Below are 25,116 nucleotides of genomic sequence, written 5' to 3'. Positions count from 1 at the left end.
TTCAGGGCCGATTTGTGTGCAGTTCGAGCGTCGCTACGCAGATCTCTCCGCCAACAGCGTCCTGGACAGTCACCGCCATTGAAATGTGATCCCCGTTCGGCAGCTTCTCGATATTCATTGCGGTGAGCAGCTCCTTGGCAGCGTTGTAAGCGCTTTGCTCATCGGGCAGTTCCGTGCCCTCGTCATCCAGATCGAACTTCTCGCCATCGCGAGTGTGGAAGAAGTATCTTGGCATATTTGCAGAATGCAGTTGCGCCGAGGGAGTTCCACTATCTGCGTTCTGGCGCCGCTGTTCTTTTGATGTGGAGGTAGTCTGGATCGAAATCCGCCAAGGTGCAGAGGCCCTCCCAGTCGAGCACCTTCAACCGATTGCCTCAAGCGTCAGAAGCCCCGCCTCGCGAATCTCGCGCAGTTTCATATTCATGTGAACGGTCGACAATCCGAGCGCATTGGCCATTTCCGGCTGGGTCAATGGACGGGTCTAAATCTTGCCTGCGTCAAGGCTGCTTTCGAAGCTCTTCTTCCACCGCGCTGGCCAACGGCCCGACCTTGCGGACGACCTCCTCGAGTTGAGCTTTGGAGATAGCCAGCTTGTCGGTCCAATAGCGAACCTCTTAGTCCTCTCGGAGATTGATTCGCGAACGATCCGGGGGTCCGCGCTAGTGCTTATCGTCGGACATGATGGCCTTCTTCCAGAGAAGGAATCGACGAAACAGCGCTCGGTTCAAAGTCGGCAAAGCGCTATCTACCCACGACGTCGCCGCAGGGTGCTCGCCCGACTAGGAGAACGCTCCTCAGGCGGGAACCGCCGAAAGCCCCTTCGGTTTAGGGAGTTTCAACCCACCAAGGGAGGCCCTTATGGCAACCGAACCCAAGAAGCTCGACGACCTGTTTCTAGACACGCTCAAGGACATCTACTACGCCGAAAAGCAGATTCTGAAGGCGCTCCCCAAGATGGCGCGCGCGGCGAATTCGCCGGAGGTCAGGAAACTGTTCGAAACCCATCGCGACGAAATCGAAACACATGTCGAGCGGCTCACGGAGGTCTTCGAGATTCTCGGCAAGGCCCCGCGTGGCAAGACCTGCGACGCCATCGTCGGCATCATCGAGGAGGGCAAGAGCATCATCGAGGAGTTCGAGGGCAGCCCGGCGATCGATGCGGGGCTGGTCGGCGCCGCGCAGGCGGTAGAGCACTACGAGATTGCTCGCTACGGCACGCTGAAGACCTGGGCAGGGGAGCTGGGCCTTACCGATGCTGTCGCGCTGCTCAATCAGACGCTCGCCGAAGAGACCAAGACGGACCAGCTCCTGTCCAAGATCGGCATCGGCTCGGCGAATAAGAAAGCTGCCTGATCTCGGCGTCAGGCCATTCGCCTCTCGGATGCTCCGATCGAGCTTGAACGGTCGCGCGTTTCCGGGAGGCGATCGGGGAACGACATGTCGGGCATCAATTGTAGTCCGAAGGTCGGGGCAGGAGTGGCTGCTCAGCGATGGCGTCACCGAGACGCGGCATCTCTACCCTGCGCGGATCGTTATCGAGAGCGCGGTGGAGCGATGGCAGAACGGCGAGAATTCAGCAATGCGCATATCAACGCAGCAGGAATACGCGGAAGCGGCCGCGAAAATACATCGTCTGGCCGATGCAAAAGAGGGCACCCAGGGGGCTACTGAACTGGCCGAACTGGTCGCCGCCGTCCAGGAGTGGGAAGCGGCGGCTTCACCGCTCGCGCAGGGCGATGCTTCAGCGCGGGGGAACTTTCATACGCCGCGGCGACCTGGCCAGCCGGGAGATGAGGATCAGCGGCGGCCCGGGCCCAATCCGCGGTCGAGGAATGCAACGGGGTCGCATGCTCCTTTCGAGCAGGCTGATCGCGACGGCTTAGCTGCCGAGAAGCATCGGCCCCGCGATTGATCGGCTCTGTTTGAAGGAGGCGAGCGATGGCTGCCCACGGCCTGGTCAACGGGCCCCTCGGCGAGAACTGCATCCACCTTTTGAAGAAGGTCGCGTCGATCCAAGGCGAGCCGGATCGAGACGCGACGACGAAGGTCTCCGTCAAACCGGACGTTGATCGGAAGCCGGAGACGGAGAAGACGCAGGAGCGGCCGGGTAACACGCCAGCCGCGGCGTCGGCGAGTAGTTGCAGACCAACATTTCAATTGTCGCGCGGCGTCGTGTTCGGGTGGGGGCGATTCAGCGCTCTCCGACTTTTTTTCAACTACCCCCGCGAGGTTATGCAAAGCATCGCAACACCTCGGCACGCTCAGCGGTGATCGGGTTAGCATTGGCGGCGATTGTAGCGCCGCCACCCGTCCTGAAAGGCCGGAACTCGACCCGCTGGCCGATTGCAAGCTCGTGGTCGCCGAACACGTTACGATGGATGGCGAGCGGCCCGCCAGCACAGTTGATGCGGGCACCACGGAGCGCAATTGAAACAACCTCGTCGATAATCGGATGCCTCACAGCAGGTGCGTTGCTTCACAATTCTGACGCTGGCGCCGGACTGCAGAGCTCACGTCCATCGTCGCGCGTAGGTCCGCGCTGCGTGGGTAGGCTGGCAGTGTGATCTCGAATAGATCGACGTCAGAGATGGTCCGAGGCGGCAAACGCCAGTGCCATCGTCCCATTCTTCCGGCCTAGAGCGCCTTCGGTGCATTCCGGCGAAATGGGACGATATTCGAAGAATTCGCAGCGCTTCGTGCCGCATCTAGATTGTCGAATGCGCTCCGAATAGAATCTCGAAGGCGAAGGTCTTCTTGCCTTTCGCCAATTGCGCAAAGGAATGCGCTTCTCAAGAAAACCATACACTGTTCGTAGCTCGAAGAGAGACTTTCGTGATTGATATCTGAACGCATAATGGCCCCATGAGGTACACACTGTTTCGATTTGGGCCGGCATGGGCGTAGCGACTTAGAAAAGCAGAAAACTAGGCACGCGGATATGTAAAAAGACGCTTTAGAAAAAAGGTCTATCCGCAAAAATTCGGGATCGGACCGGGGAGGCTTCTGTCTCTGTGCTCGAAACCCACGCACGTGCCTGATTCGCATACGCAGCTAGATCTGATTTCGATCTGATTGAATCGTGCGTGCAAGGACAGATCCAGAGACCGCTCGAGCCGCGCGAGGGGTCTGACTCAGTTTCGCTGCAGGTTGGGGCTGTTCTGACGCTGGTTTCCAGAAGGAATCAGCATGATGAAGCAGCGATTTCGGCCAGCCAACCTGGTTCCTTCAGGATTGATGGTCGACGAGATCGCGATCGAAGGAGATCGTGTTGTTGTCCGAGCTCGGGCGGCCGTCAGCGCCGGTCCATGTCCTGATTGTGGGGCGATCTCGCAACGGATTCAGAGCCGGTATTTCCGGCGGGCAAAAGACCTGCCGCTCAGCGGCCGACGCGTCGAACTCCAGATCCTCGTCCGGCGCTTCAGGTGCGATGCGGTCCTATGCGGCCGCCAGATCTTCGCGGAGCGCTTTGGTGACAGTGTCCTTGCGCCGCGAGCACGCCGGACCGATCGTCTCGATCATATCGTCCAGCATCTCGGGCTCGCGTTGGGCGGCCGGCCGGGAGCGAGTTTTGCCGCCAGGATGATGCTGCCGGTCAGCAACGATACGCTGCTGCGCGTGGTCCGGCAGCGTGCCCGGGTGCCGAGCGAGCCGTTGCGCGTGATCGGCATCGATGACTTCGCGTGGCGGCGCAATCACCGCTACGGCACCATCGTCTGCGACCTCGAACGCCGCCGGCCGGTCGTCCTACTTCCTGACCGGGAGCCGGCGACATCGGAAGCCTGGCTCCGGCATCAGTCCGCTGTCCACACAGTCGCCCGTGACCGTGGCGGGGGCTACGGAGAGGCGGTGGCGCGAGCACTGCCGCAGGCCGTCCAGGTTGCCGACCGCTGGCACCTGATGGAGAATGCCAGCCGCGCTTTCCTCGACGCCGTGCGCAAGTCGATGCGTCAGATCCGCGGCGCCATCGGCGCCACCGTGATCAATCCCGCTTTGCTGACGGCAGCCGAGAAGCTGCAATATGACGGATATTTGCGGCGCGAGGAGACAAACGCAGCGGTCCTTGCCCTCTGGCAGGAGGGCGTGCCGATCAAACAGATCGTCAGGCGCACGGGCCATCACCGCCAGACCGTCAGGCGGATCGTCCGTGGCGAGCGCAGCGACGTCTTCCGACCTCGCCAGAGTTCTCTGGAAGCGCATCTACCCTGGCTTGATGCCCAATGGGATGCAGGCGACCGCAATGCATCAGCCCTTTGGCGCACAATGCGAAGGAACGGCTTCCGAGGAAGCCTTAGAGTCGTCTCGGAATGGGCAACACGCCGACGGCGCGCGGAAAAAACGGACGCAAGCAGCCTCGCTCGCGTCCCATCGGCCCGGACCATCGCGAGGTTGATGACCACTGGTCGCGACAATCTCTCGAAGGCCGAAACTGTTACGATCGCCGCGATCGAGAACGGCGTCCCGGCCTTGGTCGAGGCTCGCGAGATTGTCGCCGACTTCCATGCCATGATCAGAGCGAGGCGGGCCGAGCCCTTGGCTTCCTGGATCGAGCGCGCTTCCCAAAGCCTGGTCGCCTCATTGGCGAATGGCGTCCGACGAGACGAGGCCGCGGTGCGAGCAGCGATCCTCTCTGCCTGGTCGAACGGTCAAACCGAGGGCCAGATCACCCGGCTCAAGCTCGTCAAACGCCAAATGTACGGCCGCGGCAAGATCGATCTTCTCCAAGCCCGTCTGATCGGCGCGCAATGACCCAAAGCGTCAGCAGAACTGCGTCAGACCCACCGCTACACGCGCGTCAACGATCGGACGGTGATTGTCGAGCCGAGAACCCGCAAGATCATCCAGATTATCGAATAGGTCTGCTCTGACCCCGTGCTTACCGGCACGGGGTCAGAGCTCTCAAAAATAGAACGACCGCTAGTGGGCTTATTGCTCGTTTTAATCTACTGCCTCGATGGTGCAGGCGTCGCCTGTGCAATTTAGCCGAAAGGTGGTAACGTCGGCGTTTAAGCCGGACTTTTGGGCGGCTCCTTCGGACGGCTACCCGGAATGGCTAACACCCTCACCCTCTGACTTCGGCAGCACCGCCGCTACAGCAGTCATACATGCATAGCCGTCAACGAAGGCGCGGACATCCCGCCGCCATTCGTCGCTGGACTGCTCCCAAGTACACCGCCGCTTCTCGCCACGCCGGAAAGAAGCCCAAGGACGTTGCGCCGACGGCGACTCCCGAACAATGCCCATCCCAACTGACCCAACGAAAAAGGCCGATGCTGCCACGAAAGTGTTGCGCGAGGGCGTACTTCACCGGGACCAGGGCGCCGACAAGGCTATCGATGCATTACCCGATCGGACGCGCAGCACGGGTAAGTCGCAACGCTAGCGAAGTAACGCCCGGCTCAAGTCCCATTGGTACCGATCATCCCAACGCGATCATTCTGGAACCGGCGCGCGACTTTGCCGAGCTGCTGCTTGTCCTAGGCGTCGAAGCGCGCACCATTCGATCCCTTGCCATTGTGGCCGAGGTGATCCACGGCGCCCCCTGTCGCTTCACCGATCCCGCGCGGTTTTCCCTCGCCCACGGTTGCAAGGATCGTTAGACTTTAGCCGTTCCGATCAAGGTCTACATCAGACAATCTCCGTGCATTGGTCTGCCGTCGAGAAAGCCAAACTTGGACAGGACGACCGCTTGGCAGTGTTTGYGCGGCTGGATCAAGAGAGCCGAAGACTGGAACGGTCAGCCTCAGGGCTCACGCTGGGAGAATTCATCAGCGGGGAGAGACGACATTCGCAGTATGGCGCGCGCAGCGTCATTGGCTGGGGGCTGACACCGCTAACGGCGAGAAAAAACTCGTGAATGACTAATGAGGGCTCCAACAGCGCTCGGCATTTCCGGGTTTTGATGTTCTCAGAGAGGCTCTGACGCTCCGGCGTCCGCCCAGGATCCGCGATTGACGGATTGGGAGGAACCAATGCGCCAGGATTTTTGTTCTCTGCCGAACTGGGGGGTGTTCCAGCCGCTGCCGCGACAGCAAGGGACATCACATGCAAAGCCACAGTGATCACGCGATCAGGCGGCGGGACCTGATCATGGCCGGAGCGGCCGCTGGAGCGCTCGGTGTGCCGCCGCTGGCGCAAGCTCAATCTGCTGCTCCTGCTGAACGATCGACAATGCCGGCCCAATTCTCTTCGGAGGTGTCGATGGTCGTCAACGGCGAGATGCGTAAGCTGAGGCTGGATGTGCGCACCTCGCTGCTCGACGCGCTTCGCGAACATCTCCACCTCACCGGGACCAAGAAGGGCTGCGACCACGGCCAGTGCGGCGCCTGCACGGTGATTGTGGAGGGTCGCCGGATCAATTCCTGCCTGACGCTGGCGGTGATGCACGAGGGTGACCGCGTGACGACCATTGAGGGGCTGGGCACGCCGGAGAAGCTACATCCGATGCAGGCCGCCTTCGTGAAGCATGATGGCTACCAATGCGGTTATTGCACCCCCGGCCAGATCTGCTCGGCCGTGGCGGTGGTCGATGAGATCAATGCCGGAATTCCGAGCCATGTCAGCGCGGATCTGATGGCGCAGCCGCAGCTGACTGCAATGGAGCTCCGGGAGCGCATGAGCGGCAACATCTGCCGCTGCGCTGCCTATCCCAACATCATCGATGCCATCAGCGAGGTGGCGGGGAGGAAGGCATGAGGTCCTTCACCTACGAACGTGCAGATTCGCCAGCCGAAGCTGTGGCCGCGGCCCAAACGGAGGGCGCCAGATTCATAGCTGGCGGCACCAACCTGCTCGATCTCATGAAGCTCGAGATTGAAACGCCCGCGCATCTCATTGACGTGAACCGCCTCGACTTCGACAGGATCGAAGCGACGCCAGACGGCGGCTTGCGGATCGGTGCGCTGGTCAGAAACACCGATCTTGCGGCGGATGAGCGTGTGCGGCGCGACTATCCGCTGCTCTCTCGCGCCCTTCTCGCCGGCGCCTCGGGCCAATTGCGCAACAAGGCGACAACCGCAGGCAACCTGCTCCAGCGCACGCGCTGCCCCTATTTCTACGACACCAACCAGCCCTGCAACAAACGCCAGCCCGGCAGCGGCTGCTCCGCCATGGGCGGCTTCACGCGCAATCACGCGATCCTGGGTGCCAGCGACGCCTGCATCGCGACCCATCCGAGCGACATGGCCGTGGCCATGCGCGCGCTCGACGCGACGGTGGAGACGCTGCGCGGGGACGGCGGGACGCGGAGCATTCCGATCGCAGAGTTCTACCGGTTACCCGGCGACACGCCACAGATCGAGACCGCCCTTTTGCCCGGAGAACTGATCACGGCGGTGACATTGCCGAAGCCAGTCGGCGGCCAGCAGATCTATCGAAAGGTTCGCGATCGCGCCTCCTATGCCTTCGCGCTGGTTTCGGTCGGCGCGATTGTCCAAAGGGACGGAAGTGGGCGCGTGGCCCTTGGCGGCGTGGCGCATAAGCCTTGGCGCGTCGAGGTCGCGGAAGCCGCGTTGCCGCGCGGCGCGAAAGCTGCCGCCGCGCAGCTTCTCGCCGGCGCTAACCCGACCCAGCAGAACGCATTCAAGCTACCGCTGATTGAGCGCACCCTCGGTGCGGTTCTCTCAGAGGCGAGAGGATGAGCCATGAGGTTCGATAGCCCCGCGACCACCAACCCGATCGACCAACTCAAGGTGATTGGCCAGCCGACCAGCCGGATCGACGGCCCGCTCAAGACCACCGGCACGGCGCCCTACGCCTATGAACGCCACGATGTCGTGCCGAACCAAGCCTATGGCTATGTCGTGGGCGCAGCGATCGCGAAAGGGCGGATCGCCGCGATCGACCTCGAGAAGGCGCAGGCCGCGCCCGGCGTGCTCGCGATCGTCACGGCGGAGAATTCGGTCAAGCTCGGCAAGGGCGGTCGGAACACCGCGGCCCTGCTCGGCGGCCCCGCCATCGAACATTACCACCAGGCGGTTGCCCTGGTCGTCGCGGAGACATTCGAACAGGCGCGCGCCGCCGCCGGCCTCGTCCAGGTGGACTATGCGCGGACCGATGGCGCCTTCGATCTCGCGGCGGTCAAGAATTCGGCCGGGACGCCCAAAGCGGGCTTCGGCGGACCGCCTGATACCTCCGTCGGCGATTTTTCCGGTGCGTTTGCCGCGGCGCCCATCCAGCTCGATGAAATCTACACGACGCCCGATCAATCGCACGCGATGATGGAGCCTCATGCATCGATCGCGGCCTGGGACGGGGACAAGCTCACCGTTTGGACGTCCAATCAGATGATCGCTTGGGCGGCCGGCGATCTCGCGAAGACGCTCGGCATTGCCAGAGACAAAGTCCGTGTCATGTCGCCGTTCATCGGCGGTGGCTTCGGCGGCAAGTTGTTCCTGCGCGCCGATGTGTTGCTCGCGGCCCTCGGTGCCCGCGCGGCCGGACGACCGGTTAAGGTCGCCCTGACACGCCCGCTCTTGGCCAACAATACGACGCACCGGCCGGCGACGATCCAGCGCATCCGGATCGGCACGACGCGCGAGGGCAAGATCACCGCGATCAGCCATGAGAGCTGGTCCGGCGACCTGCCGGATGGCGGCCCTGAAGAAGCCGTGAACCAGACGCGCCTGCTGTATGCCGGGGCTGATCGCATAACTTCGACACGGCTGGCCGTGCTCGACCTCCCTGAGGGAAACGCGATGCGTGCGCCGGGCGAGGCTTCGGGCATGATGGCATTGGAAATCGCGATCGACGAAATGGCAGAGAAGCTGGGGTTGGACCCGGTGGAGTTCCGCATCCTCAACGACACGCAGGTCGATCCGGAACACCCGAAGCGCCCGTTCTCGCAGCGCCACTTGGTGGAATGCCTGCGCACCGGCGTCGAGCGCTTCGGCTGGAGCAAGCGTCAGGCGCAGCCCGGACGTCAGCGCGATGGTCGACTTCTGGTCGGAATGGGCGTCGCCGCCGCGTTTCGCAACAACCTGCTGACGAAGTCGGCGGCACGCGTCCGGCTCGACGGTCGCGGTACCGTGACGGTCGAGACCGACATGACGGATATCGGCACCGGCAGCTACACCATCATCGCCCAGACCGCGGCCGAGATGATGGGTTTGCCCATCGAGCAGGTGACAGTCCACCTCGGCGACTCGACCTTCCCGGTCTCCTGCGGCTCGGGCGGTCAATGGGGCGGCAACAATTCGACCGCCGGCGTCTATGCCGCCTGCCTCAAGCTGCGCGAAGCGGTGGCCCAGAAACTCGGCTTCAACTCCGCCGAAGCCGCTTTCATCGACGGTGAGGTCCGCTCCGGCAATCGCAGCGTGTCGCTTGGCGAGGCGGCCGGCGCAGACGGGCTCGTTGCCGAGGACGGCATCGAATATGGTGATCTCGACAAGAAGTACCAGCAATCGACCTTCGGCGCGCATTTCGTCGAGATCGGCGTCGATGCCGCGACCGGGGAGACCCGAGTTCGACGCATGCTCGCGGTCTGTGCCTGCGGCCGCATCCTGAACCCGAAGACCGCGCGCAGTCAGTTGATCGGCGCGATGACCATGGGCGTCGGCGCCGCCCTCACGGAAGAGCTGGTCGTCGACAAGCGCGCCGGCTTTTTCGTCAACCACGACCTAGCAAGCTACGAGGTTCCCGTCCATGCCGACATTCCGCACCAGGAGGTGATCTTCGTCGACGAAGCGGACCCGATCTCGTCACCGATGAAGGCCAAGGGCGTTGCCGAGCTGGGGATCTGTGGAGTCGCGGCGGCGGTCGCAAATGGGATCTACAATGCCACGGGCGTGCGTGTGCGGGACTATCCTATCACGCTGGACAAGCTCATCGATCGGCTACCGGCGATGCCGTGAACGCGTGGATGGGTTGTCGATCGGCTCCCCCGAACCATCTCAGTTCAGCTTCGTTCATGCTGCGTGAGGTCAGTTGGGCGCTATGAAGCGTTTGCGTCTTTCGGCTTTCGGATTTGATCGGCTGATAGCGAAGCTCATTGCCAGGAACAGTTCGCCGCGGGTCCAGCGGCCGTTGCAAATGTCGACCCGCGTTGCGGATGAGAACTTCTTGGTTCCGGCCGTCTCGACGACGATCGACAAATAGTCCGCATCGAAGGAAAGCCTCGGCAGCACGATGCTCCTGGCGAGGGCCAGCCAGTCGACCTTTACGACGAACAGTGTTGCGACATATGCCAAGAGGACCAGCGACAGCCATTTCAGCACCGCAACGCTTGGCCGATGCAAAGCCGATCCCGGTCGCGCCGCCCGTTATGACTGCCGTCTTGCCGTCAAGCCCGCTCATTTGGTCATCCTCTCGTCGAACTGCACCCGCGGCGGCTTCAGTTCGTGACGAACGACAGAATGTCCGGGTTCAGCACTCGGGGCTCAATTGCGCCAGAACCGAACCTTGGCTCTTGCCCGAAAGCGGACTTACCAGCGCAGAGCGACAGCCAACTGCCGCTTTCGTTCAGCGCCAGTAGCGGAAGTTGGCACCCCTCCAGGAAGCAGACATTGCGCGCTGGAGGGGGCCGGTGACTCATAATCCCTAGAAGGAGTCGCATGGCATAAGCTTCCGCCACCACCGCAAGCAGCACGGGTGCTCCCCACTCAGCCATATGATGGAATCACGCTTGAGCGCGCTGCCTGGAACGGAGAGGCGCTCCCATTCCAAAGGACCGCCTGAACAACGCTGTAAAGGCGCCACCGAAGCTTGCCCGATCCGCAATGCGGTGACGGCTTGAGACGGAGAAGAGCTTGATCAGCATTCTTATGCGTTCTGCATCGGGCAATTCGAACGAGATGATTGCGGCTTGATCCGATACAGCCTCGACCTTTGCGCTCACGAAACCGACATCGGCGATCAGGATCGTCATCGCCCTGGACGCGCATATTTTGGCGGCGTTAGCCAGGTCAAACGCCGCTGAATTTAACGACAAGTCGGTCAGACGGCAATTCCAGGGAAGATTGTCGTCGGCGAGAACGACCGCGCTTTCGTTCACGTCGAAACGCTCCTCCCGCCGCGGCCGCTCGAAACAGACGACAAAGGCGACGAATGTCATCGTCATCGCTACGCTGGCCCAGAGCAGATTGAACAGGTCGAGCGAAGAGACTTCCGATGAGGCTTCCGGCGAGATCAGGTACCAAACGATGCCCCCGGCCGAGAGCAGGCTGATCGAGCCGAAGGTCAGCGCCATCTTGAAACGCAGCTGGGACGAGGACCGGTCTCCACCTTTATCCGTAACCTTGAACGGGCGGCCGAAGGGGCGGATGAGCGCCGATAACAGCGTCAGCGTGACCGCTGGCGCCGGCAACAGGTGTGTCACCTCCATGAACAGAGGCAGTGTCCTTCGCGCCGAGATCCAGCCGCCATGGATCCAGAGAGCCAGCAGCGCCGGGAGGCCATAACGCAGAAAGCCCAGATAGTCCGCATAATAGGCCGGTAGGCCGAAAAGCCAGTATAGTGAGGGCGCGATCAGCATCAGGACCAGGAACGGCTTGCAGAGCCAGTTTAGGATGCCGTGGACGTAGTGCAAGCGCTGCACGAACGAATAGCCGCGGCCGCGAAGCGGCCCGTCCGGAAGCAGCGCAACCTGCATCGTGCCAAGGCACCATCGCGTTCGCTGTGTGATATATTCAGGAAGCCCCTCAGCGGAGAGGCCGATGCTCAGCAGCTCGTTGAGCCAATGCGTCTCGTAGCCACGACGCATCAGTGTATATGTGAGATTGATATCCTCGCAGATCGCGCTGTCCGGGAATCCCCCGATTTCGTTCAGGAGGTCCCGGCGAACGACGAAAGAGGTTCCGACGCAGAAGGCGGCGCCCCATGCGTCCTTGGCCGGCTGAAATACATCGAAGAAGATGCGCTGGTCGTCGACCCAACTATCCGCCGCCATGAGGTTATGCTGGATCGGATCGGCATTGTAGAAGAACTGCGGGGTCTGAACGATGCCTGTTCTGGGATTGCCGAAAAGGCCGACCATCCGGCGCAGAATATTGCGTTTCGGCGCGAAATCGGCGTCCAGCACGAGGATTAGCGGAGCGTTGGTCTCTGAGGCCGTGTGACCCAGCGCGTTGTTGAGATTGCCGGCCTTGGCGCCCTTGTTGTCGGCGCGCGTGATGTAGCGGGCGCCGACCTTCTCGCAATACTCCTTCAGCCAGGCGCGCCGGGTGTCGTCGAGAACCCAGACAGCAAAGTTGGGATAGTCGATGGCCAATGCCGGAATGATGGATTTTTCCAGCACGTCGAGCGGCTCGTTGTAGGTGCAGATGAAAACATCGACCTTGGGCCAGCAATTTCGGTCCGCGAGAATGCTCTCGCAGAGATCCGCATCGCCGGAACGGTCGCGCCAGCGCAGGAGAATGATGATCGACAAAAGGGTGTAGGTGATAGCGACAGCCTCGAAGCCGAAGAACACATGTGTCCAGAGGCTGCCGATACTCCACTCGAACGGCGGGAGCGTTTCCTGCCAACGCCAAGCTGCGTAGCAGATGATGATTGCTGCGGCGCAGGCGCCGAAAAGCGCCCGCCCCATTGCGCTCTCGCGTGACAACAGCCGCGACAGCAGGAGCAGGGTCACGAATATCCCCATGTCGAAGGCGAGAACGGTGCTGAGATCCTGAGGTTGCGGAAACATGCTAATCCACCTTCTTCCCGGTGAAGGGATTGAGGCCGGTCCGCGCGAGGATGGCCCAAGCCGTTGCTCCGAGATGCGGGCGATGAAAATAGAAGAAATCGGCTTCCTTACTCGTGTCGCCGATCGCGAGGCCGGTTGAAATCCGCGCTCGATCAGTCGCGTAGAGCAGGCCGGAAGGCGCTCGGAAACGTTCGATCACCGCGAGCAGGCGATCGGCCTCCGGACGATTGCCTGCGCGGCGTTCGACCAGAGCCGCTTGAGCGGTTCCTTCCGTCCACAAGCCGTCCTGATCGCCGTTGAAATCGTAGCCACCCGCCACAGCGAGGTGGGTCTCGGCGAGGGCCAGTGAGCGGCGCCAATCGGCAGGCGGGTCGGCGACCGCCAGTAGCGGCCAGATCAGCGCATCCAGCGCGTAGACATGCGTCGGCTGCAGCCGTCCATCCGGCAAGGTGCCCATTCGAAAACTGCCTGAAGCAGGATCGAACATCGCGTCGAGAAACGGCCGGGTAACCTTGACGAGTTTCCGGGCAGCGGGCTCGGCACTGTCGCGCGCGATCCAGCTGCCAAGCGCGAAAGCATCCACATTGTGCTCGGTGGATTTCCATGGGATCGGCGTCTGCGCGGCATCAAAGCCGGCAAGACCTCCGGTCACGCCGTTGGCCTCGTGCCTATCCACGGCGTTGTCGGCGATCCAACTGCTGAGCCGCTGGGCGGCGTCGCGGTAGCGCTGTTCGCCTGTCGCCTCCGCCAAAGCGAGCAGAGAGAGACCGACCCACGCCACATTGCCGGTTTGGCTGCCGTCCTGGTAAGCGTCTTCCGCCCAGATCAGCTGATGATCGTCCCACCAACCGGGAAGGAGCTGAGGCCCGGACTTGACGATACCCGCTCGATAGGCGTTGCGAATGCGCCCATCCTTGAATGTCCGGTCGCTCGTCATCGCTGACAGAAACGCATCACCAATCCGTTGGGCGGCACCAAACTCGCCACATGACACTAAGGCGACGATGGCCAGCGCGTTGTCGTACGAAAACGCCGATCGAGCGATCGGTGGTGGCAGTGCCGTCTCGCCTTCGCCGCGTTCGTAGCTGGGCAGGAAGAGCGGCGAGACGACATCTCCTGCCGCTGTTCGGTCGATGTGCCGTGTAATCGGTTCGCAGAGCGGTTGGGCCATGGCGACCGTTGCGCTCATCAACAGCATCGCTGCGGTTGAAAGAGCACGTGCTTGCGCCAACATCATCGCATGCTTCGCTTGGCAGGTTCATGAGCCCCCGCTGCGTCCGCACTCCATAGCGCCGAAACGGCACGCCCCATCACAGTGGAAGCCTGGTGCCAGACGACCGAGGCCGAAGGCACCCAGCCATCCGCCCGGGTGACGGTGACCCATTTCCCGACCGGGCAAGCCCCCGCGGGCCGGTCGGCCTCGTCGGCGAACTTGACCAGCACATACATTTCCCGGCGCTCGGTCTGCGGGAAAGGCAAGGCGTATTGCGCGTCACTCCTATCATTCGACTTCGGGACAATGTCCTGGACGATCCCCTCGCGCGGGCCGTTCCTATCCTCGCCGGACACGAGAACCCGAGTGCCGACGGAGAGAGCTGTAGCCTGGCGATACGAAAAGATCGCAACGGCGAAGAGGTCGCGGCAGTCGACCATTGTAGCAAGCGAGTCGCCGGCGTTGACGTGGCGGCCGACCGCAGCCTCGATGGACAGAATCTCTCCGCCCTTCGTCGCGGTCAGACGGGCCTCGGTCAGCGAATCCAGGCGGGCCTTCTCGGCGTCGACCGCAGCCAGTTGGACCTCAAGGCCGGCCTCCGCCTGGGCCTCCTCGATCGTCTGATTCTGGAGATGGAAAGCGATGTCCCTCCGCTTCTGGGCGAGAGTCGCCAGGCCCACGAGGTTGTCGCCGACGAAGATGTCGTTCCTGACAGCCTCCAACTGGCTCTGGCCGGCTGCGAGCTTTGCAGCGGCTGCGTCAAGCGATCCTTGAGCTGCCGATAGCTGCTGGGTCGTTGGCTTTAGCATGTAAGGACTGGCGGTGTTTTGAGCGACGAGACTTTGCTGGCGGTCGCGCAGCGCGCCCTTCTCGATCACTCCGGCTCTCGCTGCACTGAGGAGGCCGGCCAAACCCGCATTCTGATCCGTCAGCTGCGTGATCAGCTGGGCCTTTTGCGCAGAGATCTCTCTCTCGAGCGTTTCGATATAGCCGCGGTCCGCCTCTTTCCGCGCCCTGGCGGTGATGAGGGCCCGCTGGAATTCTTCAGCCTTTCCCTGAAGGCTTATGAGCGTGGAGCGATCGACGCGCTTGTTCCAAATTTCCGCCACCGCAGCATCTTCGGCCATCCGAGCGCCGGGAGCGACGTTCATCGCTGCGACTTCGCCCGCAATCGGAGATGTGAGCAGCGTCACAGGCGCATTCAGGATAGCCCGGTCAGATTGATCCGCCACCAGCGGCGGGAGCGTTGCTGTCAAAAGCAAACCGGCGAGTACCGTTGCGACAAAGTATGCACTCACTTTGATGAAGCGCGAGTGGGCACGGCCCTTGGGGTCGAGCCCCGCTTTGGTGGAGTGAGGCATCGTCAATTCCTTCGCTGGAAGGGTGAATGGGACCTCTCTCGCAAGGCGCTGTTTGCGAGCGTCGTTTCCTCTCCGGACATTCGCGTCAGGCCAGCAACAGGAAGATCGCAGCGATGTTCGAAGATTTTATTGCAATGCAGCAATGGGGGCTGTTGAAGGCGTAACAGGGGCTATTGGACGGCTTCTTTGAGCCTGGCCAGCAGCTGAGCGGCGGACGCCAGCCGCGCCGCGTTCCGATTGGGCGCGTCCTTGAAGATCGCGACCGGGGCGGTGGCGAGCGGCATGCCTTCGCTGGGATAAACCCAGACGATCCCCGCCTTTACCGCATCGGGGTCGAAGGCGCGGAAGTGGTCGACGGTGGCGCCGACCAGCGCCTCACCGCGCACCAACATGTCGATAAGCTGGGCCCGCGGTGGAGACGATGAAGGGCTCCTGCTGGCCCCAGCGCCGCATGAAGTCGGCGCCGAGCCGCTTCTCCAGCAGGTACATCTGGTTGAAGCTCGTGCCTGCCGCCGAATCCTGGATGCGAGCTTGCGGCTTGAGTTCCCGGTTGAGCAGGTCGGCACAGGCCTTGGGCGCCTTCTCCGGGGGAGAATGTTGCGGTTATAGGCCCTGATGACGCCAACGATCCGGCGATCGCCCATTGGTCGCGATCGGAGGCTTCCGGCGGAGCCACCAAGACGAGAGCCATATGGGACGGTCGCCAAGTTCGAGGATCTCTATGGCAACATCTGGGACCTCATCGAACCGGGCGTATCTGACTGATCCGAGACGTCGACATAAAGTGGACCCTCCGTCGGCTTCCAGCCCGCTGCGGACGAGTTGCGCCAATTGCCGTTGGCGTTCGGCAGGAACTGGCGCTCTGATCTTAGGTGCTGCCGGGCGTCGACTCTCGACCCATAGCTGACGCCGGCGTTAGACCAGCTGTAGACCGACGCCTTATCCGCATCTCTCGCAGGCCCTTGAACGAGGCATGCCGCAGCTTGCCGTCCGTCCAGGCACGGAAGGCTACTCCGCTATTAACTCGATCTTGAGCCAAACGGCTTTCTTCATTCGCGCGGTCTCCGTCGCGGCCGGCTCGTCGGTGACGAGCTAAGCCACATGATTATGCAGGCCGCACCACCTGCTGCGGTTCCCTGCTTTTTGGAACCGTTCGAAGAAAAGTTGGTTTTGTGAGCGCTGTCTCATCCAACCTTCGGACGACCATGATCGCGAAATCATTCATCATCAGCCTGACGGCACTAGGAGCCAGCATTGGCGCGGCGCAGGCGACCCACATCGACAACAAAGCGCTCACGCCGGTGGCAGGGCTAGAATTGGGCGAGCGGCTCAGTAAATCCAGAGCACCGGCGGATGTGGTGGTGGCTCCGCAAGCCGAAGCAATGACGGCTGACGCGGATGCCCAACCCGTGCGCGCCGAGCGCAAGGTCCGCGTTGTTTACCCGCTTCCCCGCTGAGTGCTGCCTCGTAAGTACTTATTGGAACTAATAGCGTTCCAACCTGTTGTGAGCGCGGTGACACTCTCTTCTTTATGGAGATTCTAATGTTCAAGCGTCTTGCCATCGTCTCCGTTCTTGCCATCGCTCCGACGCTCGCTCTCGCCCAGTCCAACTCCGGCGCCGCCGGCGGTGCGGTTTCGGGCGGCGCCACCGGCGCCGTTGGCGGAGCCATTGTGGGTGGCCCGGTCGGCGCCGCCGTGGGTGGCGTGGTCGGCGCCACCGCTGGTGCCATCATCGGTGACGCCGCCACGCCGAAGTTCCGCACGTACGTGACCGAACAACGCGTTCCCTCCTACAGCTACAAGGAGGAGGTCGCCGTTGGAGTAGCGCTGCCGGAGGAAGGCGTGGTCTATCGCGAGGTTCCGGCTGAATACGGTGCCCGCGAGTACCGCTACACCGTGGTCAACGGAAAGACCGTCCTGGTCGAGCCGAAAACCCGCAAGATTGTCCAGATTATCAATTGATACGATCGGGGGCCGAATATCTCGGCCTCCTTTTTCGAATCCATTTTCAAGGGGCAATCCTGGCAGATGGATCCGGATCGGGAGCCACCGACCTTCTAGGCATTATCATTGGTTACTTGTTATCGGCATCGGCTTCTTTTTCTTCAGCGGCGGCTTCGGCGGTGGAAAACGCATCGATGTGAATGTGAAGACGCCAGCCGTCGCGACGAAGTGACTCATCATCGTCATCAGCGAAGCCGGCCGTTGGGCCGGCTTCTGCATGTCGGGCGCCTCTTAGCGGCCGCTTCCGAAAGCCGGCGACCGACCCGTTGCAGACATTGACGCTCCGGTGAACGATGGTCCGCGAGACGGGTAATCGCTGGTCGTCATTCCATCAAATGACATAGACATTGCCTGGGCCATGGCGCCTTTATGTGACTGCAGTTATCTCCATGCCGCTTTTGGAAATGACCGCTGGCGGCGCGCATTGACGCCGCGCGGATGAGCCGGCAGCCCCCCTTTCGAGGATGAAGCGCCGTCGCCCTCCGGATCTCCAGCGTGACATGCATGCATGTCCGCCCCTGGTCTTAGTTGTGCCAAGAGCCGATGCCAGAAGCGCCCGATTGCACCGGCTGCACGGAATGGGGGGCTGACCACAGGTGGCGAACGAAGGTGACCGGCGCGAGCCGGCTGTCGACGCGCTGGCGACGTCAGCGCAGGAGCTGGCTTCTCGCCCCGCCACCGAGGATCGCAAGGGCGGTGCCTCGGCTCACGGGCCGGCCTCTGAAACCAGCGATGACGCGTCTCGCCAACCCGGGACGGCCCGGCCTGCGGGTGCCGGCTCGTTCCTGAGGAGGTTGGCATATGCCGGGCTGGCGCTCTGCCCGGCTGGCCTCATCGGCCTTTGCGGCGTCGTCGCCTACTACGCCTTGCAGCTGCCTCCGCTCAGTCAGCTCACGGTGCCGAAAAGGCCCCCGAACATCGCCATCCTGGCGCATGACGGCTCGTTTCTGGCCAATCGCGGCGAGACGGGCGGCCGCGAGGTCTCCCTCGGAGAGCTGCCGCCCTCCCTGCCCAAGGCTTTTGTCGCGATCGAGGACCGGCGCTTCTACGATCATTGGGGCATCGACCTGATGGGCCTCCTCCGTGCAGCCCACCGCAACCTGACCCATGACGGCGGCCTCCAGGGCGGCTCGACGCTGACCCAACAGCTCGCGAAAAACCTGTTCCTGACCCAGGAGCGCACGGTCTCGCGCAAGATCCAGGAAGCGATCCTGTCGCTCTGGCTGGAGCGTAGCTACAGCAAGGACCAGATTCTCGAACTCTATCTCAACCGGGTCTATTTCGGGGCCGGTGCCTATGGTGTCGAGGCCGCGGCCCAGCGCTACTTCGGCAAGTCGGCCCGCAACGTGTCGTTGTCGGAAGCCGTCCTGCTGGCTGGCCTCGTCCAGTCGCCGTCGCGCCTGGCCCCCAGCCGCAACCGCGAGGCCGCTCAGGCCCGCGCCGAACGCGTGATCGCGGCGATGAAGGAGCTCGGCTTCATCACGCCCAACATGGCCCTGACGGCCCTTGGTGCACCGGCCGAGCTCATGCGTCCAAAAGGAGCCGGCTCCGCCAATTATGCAGCTGACTACGTGATGGATGTGATCGACGACGTCGTCGGCACCATCGACACCGACGTCGTGGTCTCGACCACTCTCGAGCCATCCCTGCAGGCGGCGGCCGAGCGGGTGCTGGTCGACGAGCTCAACGCCAAGGGCCAAAAGTTCAATGTGAGCCAGGGCGCCTTCGTGGCGATGCGGCCGGACGGGGCCGTGACAGCGCTCGTGGGTGGCCGCGACTACGAGGCGAGCCAATTCAATCGGGCAACCTCCGCCCGCCGCCAGCCGGGCTCGTCCTTCAAGCCTTTTGTCTATCTGACGGCCCTTGAACGAGGGCTGCGCCCCGACACCGTGCGCTCGGATTCACCGGTCAGCATCAATGGCTGGAAGCCGGAAAATTATGACCGGGGCTATCGGGGGCCAATAACCTTACGCAAGGCTCTCGCGCTTTCCCTCAACACGGTGGCGGTAAAGCTCAATATGGAGGTCGGTCCCAAGGCGGTCGTCCAAACGGCGCACCGCCTCGGCATCACCTCGCCGCTCCAGGCCGCCCCCTCGATCGCGCTCGGCACCTCCGAAGTCACGCCGCTCGAGCTCGTCGGCGCCTATGCCACCTTCGCCAACGGGGGCTTCGCGGCTGTGCCCTACGTGATCACCGAGGTGAAGACCGCGGATGGCAAACTCGTCTTCAGCCGCCCGGCTTCTGGCGATCTGGAGCAAATCATCGATCCAAGCACTGATGCCATGATGAACGAGATGATGCATAACATTTTCGTCATCGGCACGGCCCAAAGGGCGCGGATGCCGGGCTGGCCGATGGCTGGGAAGACCGGCACCACCAACGACTACAAGGACGCGTGGTTCGTGGGTTATACCGGCAATCTGGTTGCCGGCGTCTGGTTGGGCAACGACGACAGCACGCCCACCAAGGGCGTATCTGGCGGCAACCTGCCGACCGACATCTGGCACAATTTCATGAAGATCGCCCTCAAGGACCAGAAGCCGGTCACCCTGGCGGGCGTGGCCGGTGCCGGACAGGATCCGCGCTACGCCAATGCCGGCGAAAGCGGCCGGGGCCAACCGCGGCAGCGCGCCAAGCGCCAGAAGAACTTCTTCGAGAGGCTGTTCGGGCTCTGAGGCTCAGTCATCCAGCCCAGAGCCAAGCTCATTGTTTTCCCGGGCCGCGTCTAGATCATCCATGAGCCAGCTCTGAGGCCCAGACCGTGTCCCTGGACGTTCACCAAAGCGGCCTCGCTACGCTTGGAGATGGCGGGGCGCGTTTTCCGTGATGAGGCCTCGGCAGCGAGTTGCGCGGGAACCGGCGCAGCTTGGTGGTGTTCTAAGGTCGCTTGCCTATCGCGGCCGGCCGCCATTCCGGGGGATTCAGCCTTGTCCGCACCGTCTCGCCGCGCGCTTCTCGCTCTGCTCTCCAGCGCGGGCCTGCTGGCGCACCGCTCCGTATGGGCGCAGGCGCCGGCGGGGCCTGCAAAGAGCTTCGGCTACGGCGACGTCGTGGAGCGCGCGACGGCGCTGGCTAAACAGCCCTTCGATGCCGAAAGCGCCAAGATCCCGGACGAACTGTCGAGGCTGACCTATGACAGCTATCGGGAAATCCGGTTTCGGCGCGACAAGGCCTTCTGGCGCGACGGCGGATCGGATTTCCGTCTCCTGCCGTTCCATCTCGGCTTTCTGCACAACAAGCCGGTCCAGGTTCACATCATCAACCACGGCAACGCGATCCCGATCCCGTTCACGACCGGCCTGTTCGAATACGGCAAGGTCCCCATTCCCAAGGGGCTCTCGCCGGCGCTGGGTTTCGCGGGTTTCGCCGTGACCACCAACCTGAACGACCCCAAGGTGCAGGACGAGGTCATCTCCTTCCTGGGCGCTAGCTATTTCCGGTTGATCGGGCGGGGCCACCGCTACGGGCTTTCGGCGCGCTCGCTGGCCTTGGATGTCGGAGGCAACGGCCCCGAGGAATTCCCTTTCATGCGCGCGCTCTGGGTGGAGGAGCCATCGCGCGAGACGACCGAGCTCGTCATTTACGCCCTGCTCGATTCCCCGTCCGTCGCGGGAGCCTATCGCTATGTCGTCAGCCCGGGCCGCGAAACCTATATGGACGTCACCGCGACGATCATCCCGCGCCGGGAAATCGAGCGGATCGGCATCGCGCCGCTGACGTCGATGTTCCAGGCCGGCGAAGGCGATCTTGGCCAGCGGACCGATTTCCGCCCCGAAATTCATGATTCCGACGGGCTGATGATGGTGTCCGGCAATGGAGAATGGATCTGGCGCCCGATCCGCAACCCGAAGGCGCTTCGCATATCGAGCTTCGGCGACAAGAACCCGCGCGGCTTCGGCCTTATGCAGCGGGACCGCGACTTCGGCAGCTATCAGGACCTTGAAGCGCGCTACGATGCGCGGCCCGGCTATTGGGTCCAGCCCCAGGGCGATTGGGGCGAAGGCCGGATCGACTTGATCGAGATCCCGACCGTGAACGAAGCATTCGACAACATCGTCGCCTGCTGGACGCCCCACACGCCCCTGCCAAGCGGACAGGCCAGCGAGTTCCGCTACCGCATATCGGCGGTATCGACGACCTGGCACCTGCACCCCTATGCACAGGCACAGCACACCTTCAACGGCTCGGATATCGAGGATGGCGTCGCCGAGGGCAGCGGAACGAAACGCTTCATAGTCGATTTCGCCGGGGGCGACCTCGCCTATTACCAAAGCCAGCCTGACCGCGTGGAGTTGGTCGCCACCACGACGGCCGGTACGATCACGTCCAAGATCCTGGCCTTCCATGCGCCGCTTAAAGGCGTGCGCGCCATCGTCGATGCGACACTACCCGACGGCCAATCGGCCGAGCTTCGCATGTTCCTGAAGTCACGCAATCGCACCTTGAGCGAGACCTGGACGGCAACATGGTCTGTGCCGACCGGCGATTCCGCAAAGCCAGCGCCTTCGAAGGATGAGTCAGCGCGCAAGTGACGCCTCTCTCACTGCAGTCCCGCATGCCCATGAAGCTCCGAAGACATCCTCTCCTGATCGCTCTCCTCTCGGCAACCACGGGAGTCCTGGGGTGCCTCCTGATCGGCAACCTGCTGCCCGAGCCGCACGAACTCAAGCAGCCGATTCCGCATCATCTTGCCTCGTCGGATCGCCAGCTTAGGACGTCGATGGGCGCCCTGTTCGGGTCAAATTTCATTCCCGGGAACAGGATCGAGACGCTCGCCAACGGCAATCAGATCTTTCCGGCGATGCTGCGCGCCATCCGCGGGGCGCGGCAGACGATCAGCTTCGAGACCTATATCTACTGGCGAGGCGCCATAGCCGAGGAGTTCGCCGATGCGCTTTCGGCGAAGGCCCGGGAGGGTCTGAGCGTGAAAGTGCTGCTCGACTGGATCGGCAGTCTGCCGATGGACGAGCAACTTATCGAGCGGATGCAGGCTTCGGGGGTCGAAGTCGTGCGCTTCCGCCCGGTCACCTGGTACACGATCGACCGGGTCAATAACCGCACACATCGGAAGCTGCTGATCGTCGACGGGCGCGTGGGCTTTACCGGCGGCGTCGGCATCGCGGATGAATGGATCGGCGATGCTCGCACGCCTAACGAGTGGCGCGACAACCATTATCGGGTCGAGGGACCGGCCGCGGCGGAATTTCAGTCAGCTTTCGCCGAGCACTGGATCGAGGCGACGGGCGAACTGCTGCTTGGCGACCGCTTCTTCCCGGAGATCGCCCCGGCCGGTGACCATGCCGCGCAGGTGGTCGTCAGCTCGACCCATCAGCGCAATGTTATGCATCTCATGCTGATGACCGCGATCGCCGCTGCGCAGAAGAGCATCCGCATCGCGACGCCCTATTTCGTGCCCGACGAACTGACCCGCCAGCAGCTTCTCGAGGCCCGCAAGCGCGGCGTCGACATACGGATCATCGTGCCCGGGCCGCGGACCGATGCACGCATCGTCCGGAAGGCATCGCGGCACTTGTGGGGCGATTTGCTTCAGGCCGGCGTGAGGATCAGCGAGTACCAGCCGACCTTCTTCCACTGCAAGTTGGTGATCATCGACGACATCTGGACCTCGGTCGGCTCGACGAATATCGACGACCGCGCCTTGCGCCTTAACGACGAAGCCAACATCAATCTCTTCGATCAGCAATTCGCCGGCGCCCAGACAGCCTTGTTCGACAAGGATGCTGCGGTCTCGAAGCCCTACACCTTTGCGGATTGGCAAAGCCGAACGGCCAGCGAAAAGATTTCGGACTGGGTTTCCAGCCTCGCACGATTGCAGATTTGACATCACCCAAGAGAATCTCAGCGATGAAAATTCTCCGGCCCTTCAGGCATCGAGCAAGCTCGACCATGAAGTTGCGCAGGATTTGTCGAGTGATCGGGGCTTGGCGATCGAGGGGTTGATTGATCGCAGCATGTTAAGGCCTAATGCCGCCGGTCCACAGCACAGGAGAACCCGATGCGATTGGCACTCGCCATCCTCACCCTGGCCCTGACCGGCTGCAACAGCACGCCTGAGGCCACCCATCCGACGCGTGATTACACTGTCGGCACCGCTCAATGTTCGAAATTCAAATTCGGCACGTCCGAGATGGCGCAATGCCTCGATCGCGCTGCAGAGAGCCAGGCCGCAACGGTCGCCGGCGGAAGCGGCACCAACGGTTAAGCCGGGAACATAGCGTTGCAAGGCGGCGTTTGCTCCCGATCACCCGGAGTCGCCCATGAAACGTCAATTCATCGCCGCCGCGGCAGCGCTTTTCAGCGCGCCCGAGCCCATGATGCCGATGAGGCGTGGGAGGCGGTCATGATCGGTGGCGTGAAGAATGTACCGGTGACGATCGCGCAGGAAGGGCGGGACGAAGACGCCTCGGCGTTCGGCTACGGGCTCTCGCTCGCGCGTCAAGCGGACGCCCATCTCACGATCCAGGCACCTGCGGGTCGGTTCCACATCCTCTATGCGAGAACCGATCCTTCGGAAACATGGAAGGCAGAGGCCCAGCGTTTGGCCGCGGCGGGCTCATTGTTTCGCCGGGACACTTTAGAGTGGGTAGCCGGTCGCCCTACCGGCTACCCAGACAGGTGCGAATTCCTCCGAATTCGTCACATACGGTGGGATGAAGAACGCGTAGTAGGCCGCAATCCGCATGTCCCATCTCACACTGCGAAACTGCTCCGCGGCGGCGCTTATTTTACCGCCTTGGGAAATGCCCGACTCAGGAAACGTGAACCTGCTAGGCCATATCGCCAGGGCCGCTCGGCAGCTTTCGAAATTCCAACGCGTGTGCTGCAGACGATCTCGGGAGCATATGATCGGTCAACGATCGAGAACGGGTGGCGCTCCAAACTTAGCCCATCATGAGCGCTTGTTATCCCGAGCGCCTGGGCCAACCGTCCCGGTCCATTACATAGGTTGACCGTGGCACCGCGACGCGCCCGCATTTCAACCAGCCCGACTGTTGGCTCGATGGCCCTGATCAAGACCGCGCCCGCGCCTTCAGCGACGATATTCAAACACCAGTGAAGCCCATAGGATCGATAGACATACGCGTGCCAGGAAGGCCCGAACATCGCCGCATTCCGCAGTGTCGGACCGCGGAAGCTGTGCGATGCAGGATCGTCGGCGAGATAGGCCTCTGTTTCGACGATTATCCCTCCTATCCGATCAACAAGGAGCGCGACGCCAATCAGGCGCGGAGCAAGCTCCAGCGCGTTCAAAGCCTTCAGCTCGGTCAAGCTTCTCAGCTTTTCTCGAATTGTGGTAAAGCGAAGCGTCACTGTTCAGCTTCGAAAAACTCGTGCAGCACTGCAGCCAGCTCAGATTGCACTTCTTCAGCCATATGGTGGCCAGTCCGGATTGACGCACCGCGAATGCGCATAGCCTCTTTTCCACTCGTCGACGATCAGGCGCTCGTCAATTTCCGAGCACACAGCAAGGATGGGAGAGGACTCCCGTTTTCATAGCGAACAGGAGCCGAACCGGCGCTTCGTCTTCCTCGGCAAGGCCGCGATCTATTCGGCCGGCGCGACCTTCATGAACTTCTTCGCTCGCTCAAACCGCTATCTGACCCGCGGCACGCGGCTTATGATCCACGAGCGAAAGTTGCAGCCCAATGTAATCATCGACGGGCCGTTGACCGCTTGCATCGCTAACCTCAATGCCAAACTGAACGAGATCAAGCATTCGATCCCGATTCAGAACGAGGGGCTCCAGAATCTCGTCGCGGGATCGTCCGTGACGATGGAGCAAGTTCTCAAGCTCGCTCCTGAAAATTGGTACATTGAAGCCAATGAGGCACAAAATCTCTGGCTTATCGAGGGGGTGATTTAAGCGCCCCTGGCCCCCCGTACCGTTGCGCCG

The 25,116-nt window shown here is 62.3% G+C and carries 24 protein-coding genes and 1 pseudogene; 15 read left to right on the top strand and 10 right to left on the bottom strand.

The features are described from left to right. Window position 1: 1 nt before the first annotated feature. Together AB4Z16_RS25905 and AB4Z16_RS25900 are read right to left on the bottom strand one after the other, a co-directional pair. Complete coding sequence (locus tag AB4Z16_RS25905) at window positions 2–235, bottom strand: DUF6894 family protein (RefSeq protein ID WP_441514186.1); 234 nt, start codon at window positions 233–235, stop codon at window positions 2–4. A gap of 262 nt (window positions 236–497) precedes the next feature. Next, window positions 498–602, bottom strand: a pseudogene (locus tag AB4Z16_RS25900) (DUF3606 domain-containing protein); the annotation flags it as partial. A gap of 256 nt (window positions 603–858) precedes the next feature. Between AB4Z16_RS25900 and AB4Z16_RS25895 the strand changes: the two are divergent. The 8 genes from AB4Z16_RS25895 to paoC all read left to right on the top strand — a co-directional run bounded on the left by AB4Z16_RS25895 (window position 859) and on the right by paoC (window position 9,848). Beyond that, window positions 859–1,353, top strand: coding sequence for a YciE/YciF ferroxidase family protein (locus tag AB4Z16_RS25895; protein WP_441514185.1), 495 nt, complete (start codon window positions 859–861; stop codon window positions 1,351–1,353). A 585-nt stretch (window positions 1,354–1,938) separates the two neighbouring features. Next, window positions 1,939–2,271 (top strand): hypothetical protein, encoded by a 333-nt coding sequence (locus AB4Z16_RS25890; protein WP_441514184.1) that lies wholly within the window; start codon window positions 1,939–1,941, stop codon window positions 2,269–2,271. 918 nt (window positions 2,272–3,189) lie between these two features. After that, window positions 3,190–4,746 (top strand): ISL3 family transposase, encoded by a 1,557-nt coding sequence (locus AB4Z16_RS25885; protein WP_441514214.1) that lies wholly within the window; start codon window positions 3,190–3,192, stop codon window positions 4,744–4,746. Between the two features lie 18 nt (window positions 4,747–4,764). Further along, window positions 4,765–4,854 (top strand): DUF1236 domain-containing protein, encoded by a 90-nt coding sequence (locus AB4Z16_RS25880; protein ID WP_441514213.1) that lies wholly within the window; start codon window positions 4,765–4,767, stop codon window positions 4,852–4,854. 479 nt (window positions 4,855–5,333) lie between these two features. After that, the gene (locus tag AB4Z16_RS25875) at window positions 5,334–5,597 is read left to right on the top strand and encodes a DUF763 domain-containing protein (protein ID WP_441514183.1); all 264 of its coding nucleotides are present in this window, start codon (window positions 5,334–5,336) and stop codon (window positions 5,595–5,597) included. Window positions 5,598–6,042: 445 nt separating this feature from the next. Then, window positions 6,043–6,693: an aldehyde dehydrogenase iron-sulfur subunit PaoA gene (gene paoA, locus AB4Z16_RS25870; RefSeq protein WP_441514182.1), complete on the top strand. Its 651-nt coding sequence runs from the start codon at window positions 6,043–6,045 to the stop codon at window positions 6,691–6,693. Further along, window positions 6,690–7,637, top strand: coding sequence for an FAD binding domain-containing protein (locus AB4Z16_RS25865; RefSeq protein WP_441514181.1), 948 nt, complete (start codon window positions 6,690–6,692; stop codon window positions 7,635–7,637). The genes paoA and AB4Z16_RS25865 overlap by 4 nt, the downstream gene beginning before the upstream one ends. A 3-nt stretch (window positions 7,638–7,640) precedes the next feature. After that, entirely contained in the window at window positions 7,641–9,848 is a 2,208-nt protein-coding gene (gene paoC, locus AB4Z16_RS25860) for an aldehyde oxidoreductase molybdenum-binding subunit PaoC (protein ID WP_441514180.1), read from the top strand. Between the two features lie 69 nt (window positions 9,849–9,917). Here the strand turns inward: paoC and AB4Z16_RS25855 are convergent, their stop codons facing one another. The 5 genes from AB4Z16_RS25855 to AB4Z16_RS25835 form a co-directional block, all read right to left on the bottom strand. After that, entirely contained in the window at window positions 9,918–10,211 is a 294-nt protein-coding gene (locus tag AB4Z16_RS25855) for a hypothetical protein (RefSeq protein WP_441514179.1), read from the bottom strand. A 401-nt stretch (window positions 10,212–10,612) separates the two neighbouring features. Beyond that, window positions 10,613–12,622 (bottom strand): glycosyltransferase family 2 protein, encoded by a 2,010-nt coding sequence (locus tag AB4Z16_RS25850; RefSeq protein ID WP_441514178.1) that lies wholly within the window; start codon window positions 12,620–12,622, stop codon window positions 10,613–10,615. Between the two features lies 1 nt (window position 12,623). Beyond that, on the bottom strand, window positions 12,624–13,859 hold the full coding sequence (locus AB4Z16_RS25845) for a hypothetical protein (RefSeq protein WP_441514177.1): 1,236 nt from the start codon (window positions 13,857–13,859) through the stop codon (window positions 12,624–12,626). After that, a complete protein-coding gene (locus AB4Z16_RS25840; RefSeq protein ID WP_441514176.1) occupies window positions 13,856–15,196 on the bottom strand; it encodes an HlyD family secretion protein in 1,341 nt (446 codons plus the stop codon). The genes AB4Z16_RS25845 and AB4Z16_RS25840 overlap by 4 nt, the downstream gene beginning before the upstream one ends. A gap of 170 nt (window positions 15,197–15,366) precedes the next feature. Further along, the gene (locus tag AB4Z16_RS25835) at window positions 15,367–15,588 is read right to left on the bottom strand and encodes a type 2 periplasmic-binding domain-containing protein (protein ID WP_441514175.1); all 222 of its coding nucleotides are present in this window, start codon (window positions 15,586–15,588) and stop codon (window positions 15,367–15,369) included. Window positions 15,589–16,401: 813 nt separating this feature from the next. Here AB4Z16_RS25835 and AB4Z16_RS25830 point away from each other — a divergent pair. Continuing rightward, complete coding sequence (locus tag AB4Z16_RS25830; RefSeq protein WP_441514174.1) at window positions 16,402–16,653, top strand: hypothetical protein; 252 nt, start codon at window positions 16,402–16,404, stop codon at window positions 16,651–16,653. Window positions 16,654–16,739: 86 nt separating this feature from the next. Further along, a complete protein-coding gene (locus tag AB4Z16_RS25825; protein WP_441514173.1) occupies window positions 16,740–17,159 on the top strand; it encodes a DUF1236 domain-containing protein in 420 nt (139 codons plus the stop codon). 105 nt (window positions 17,160–17,264) lie between these two features. Here the strand turns inward: AB4Z16_RS25825 and AB4Z16_RS25820 are convergent, their stop codons facing one another. After that, the gene (locus tag AB4Z16_RS25820) at window positions 17,265–17,420 is read right to left on the bottom strand and encodes a hypothetical protein (RefSeq protein WP_441514172.1); all 156 of its coding nucleotides are present in this window, start codon (window positions 17,418–17,420) and stop codon (window positions 17,265–17,267) included. 377 nt (window positions 17,421–17,797) lie between these two features. Between AB4Z16_RS25820 and AB4Z16_RS25815 the strand changes: the two genes are divergently transcribed. The 4 genes from AB4Z16_RS25815 to AB4Z16_RS25800 all read left to right on the top strand — a co-directional run bounded on the left by AB4Z16_RS25815 (window position 17,798) and on the right by AB4Z16_RS25800 (window position 23,424). Further along, complete coding sequence (locus AB4Z16_RS25815; protein ID WP_441514171.1) at window positions 17,798–19,876, top strand: transglycosylase domain-containing protein; 2,079 nt, start codon at window positions 17,798–17,800, stop codon at window positions 19,874–19,876. Between the two features lie 252 nt (window positions 19,877–20,128). Beyond that, window positions 20,129–21,733, top strand: coding sequence for an OpgD/OpgG family glucan biosynthesis protein (locus tag AB4Z16_RS25810; protein ID WP_441514170.1), 1,605 nt, complete (start codon window positions 20,129–20,131; stop codon window positions 21,731–21,733). Between the two features lie 23 nt (window positions 21,734–21,756). Then, entirely contained in the window at window positions 21,757–23,043 is a 1,287-nt protein-coding gene (locus AB4Z16_RS25805; protein ID WP_441514169.1) for a phospholipase D-like domain-containing protein, read from the top strand. Between the two features lie 174 nt (window positions 23,044–23,217). After that, on the top strand, window positions 23,218–23,424 hold the full coding sequence (locus AB4Z16_RS25800; protein ID WP_441514168.1) for a hypothetical protein: 207 nt from the start codon (window positions 23,218–23,220) through the stop codon (window positions 23,422–23,424). A 63-nt stretch (window positions 23,425–23,487) separates the two neighbouring features. Here the strand turns inward: AB4Z16_RS25800 and AB4Z16_RS25795 are convergent, their stop codons facing one another. Further along, a complete protein-coding gene (locus AB4Z16_RS25795) occupies window positions 23,488–23,673 on the bottom strand; it encodes a hypothetical protein (RefSeq protein WP_441514167.1) in 186 nt (61 codons plus the stop codon). A gap of 269 nt (window positions 23,674–23,942) precedes the next feature. Then, a complete protein-coding gene (locus AB4Z16_RS25790; protein ID WP_441514166.1) occupies window positions 23,943–24,491 on the bottom strand; it encodes a DNA-3-methyladenine glycosylase in 549 nt (182 codons plus the stop codon). A 202-nt stretch (window positions 24,492–24,693) separates the two neighbouring features. On the opposite strand from AB4Z16_RS25790, the gene AB4Z16_RS25785 reads away from it, so the two are divergent. Next, on the top strand, window positions 24,694–25,086 hold the full coding sequence (locus tag AB4Z16_RS25785; protein ID WP_441514165.1) for a hypothetical protein: 393 nt from the start codon (window positions 24,694–24,696) through the stop codon (window positions 25,084–25,086). The last annotated feature ends 30 nt before the right edge of the window (window positions 25,087–25,116 follow it).

The sequence above is a fragment of the Allobosea sp. TAF32 genome (assembly GCF_052113585.1).
Classification (GTDB): Bacteria; Pseudomonadota; Alphaproteobacteria; order Rhizobiales; family Beijerinckiaceae; genus Allobosea.
Note: the sequence above shows the minus strand (reverse complement) of the source record. Positions and strands in the feature narration are given on the sequence as shown.

What these genes read in the sequence shown, in the direction of transcription:
- AB4Z16_RS25805 (WP_441514169.1), top strand. Translation starts at nt 21,757, where the DNA reads ATGCCCATGAAGCTCCGAAGACATCCTCTCCTGATCGCTCTCCTCTCG.
- AB4Z16_RS25865 (WP_441514181.1), top strand. Translation starts at nt 6,690, where the DNA reads ATGAGGTCCTTCACCTACGAACGTGCAGATTCGCCAGCCGAAGCTGTG.
- paoA (WP_441514182.1), top strand. Translation starts at nt 6,043, where the DNA reads ATGCAAAGCCACAGTGATCACGCGATCAGGCGGCGGGACCTGATCATG.
- AB4Z16_RS25800 (WP_441514168.1), top strand. Translation starts at nt 23,218, where the DNA reads ATGCGATTGGCACTCGCCATCCTCACCCTGGCCCTGACCGGCTGCAAC.
- AB4Z16_RS25825 (WP_441514173.1), top strand. Translation starts at nt 16,740, where the DNA reads ATGTTCAAGCGTCTTGCCATCGTCTCCGTTCTTGCCATCGCTCCGACG.
- AB4Z16_RS25845 (WP_441514177.1), bottom strand. Translation starts at nt 13,859, where the DNA reads ATGATGTTGGCGCAAGCACGTGCTCTTTCAACCGCAGCGATGCTGTTG.
- AB4Z16_RS25830 (WP_441514174.1), top strand. Translation starts at nt 16,402, where the DNA reads ATGATCGCGAAATCATTCATCATCAGCCTGACGGCACTAGGAGCCAGC.
- AB4Z16_RS25835 (WP_441514175.1), bottom strand. Translation starts at nt 15,588, where the DNA reads ATGTTGGTGCGCGGTGAGGCGCTGGTCGGCGCCACCGTCGACCACTTC.
- AB4Z16_RS25905 (WP_441514186.1), bottom strand. Translation starts at nt 235, where the DNA reads ATGCCAAGATACTTCTTCCACACTCGCGATGGCGAGAAGTTCGATCTG.
- AB4Z16_RS25795 (WP_441514167.1), bottom strand. Translation starts at nt 23,673, where the DNA reads ATGGGCGTCCGCTTGACGCGCGAGCGAGAGCCCGTAGCCGAACGCCGA.
- AB4Z16_RS25850 (WP_441514178.1), bottom strand. Translation starts at nt 12,622, where the DNA reads ATGTTTCCGCAACCTCAGGATCTCAGCACCGTTCTCGCCTTCGACATG.
- AB4Z16_RS25875 (WP_441514183.1), top strand. Translation starts at nt 5,334, where the DNA reads ATGCATTACCCGATCGGACGCGCAGCACGGGTAAGTCGCAACGCTAGC.
- AB4Z16_RS25890 (WP_441514184.1), top strand. Translation starts at nt 1,939, where the DNA reads ATGGCTGCCCACGGCCTGGTCAACGGGCCCCTCGGCGAGAACTGCATC.
- AB4Z16_RS25820 (WP_441514172.1), bottom strand. Translation starts at nt 17,420, where the DNA reads ATGCAGAAGCCGGCCCAACGGCCGGCTTCGCTGATGACGATGATGAGT.
- AB4Z16_RS25895 (WP_441514185.1), top strand. Translation starts at nt 859, where the DNA reads ATGGCAACCGAACCCAAGAAGCTCGACGACCTGTTTCTAGACACGCTC.
- AB4Z16_RS25885 (WP_441514214.1), top strand. Translation starts at nt 3,190, where the DNA reads ATGAAGCAGCGATTTCGGCCAGCCAACCTGGTTCCTTCAGGATTGATG.
- AB4Z16_RS25840 (WP_441514176.1), bottom strand. Translation starts at nt 15,196, where the DNA reads ATGCCTCACTCCACCAAAGCGGGGCTCGACCCCAAGGGCCGTGCCCAC.
- AB4Z16_RS25785 (WP_441514165.1), top strand. Translation starts at nt 24,694, where the DNA reads ATGGGAGAGGACTCCCGTTTTCATAGCGAACAGGAGCCGAACCGGCGC.
- paoC (WP_441514180.1), top strand. Translation starts at nt 7,641, where the DNA reads ATGAGGTTCGATAGCCCCGCGACCACCAACCCGATCGACCAACTCAAG.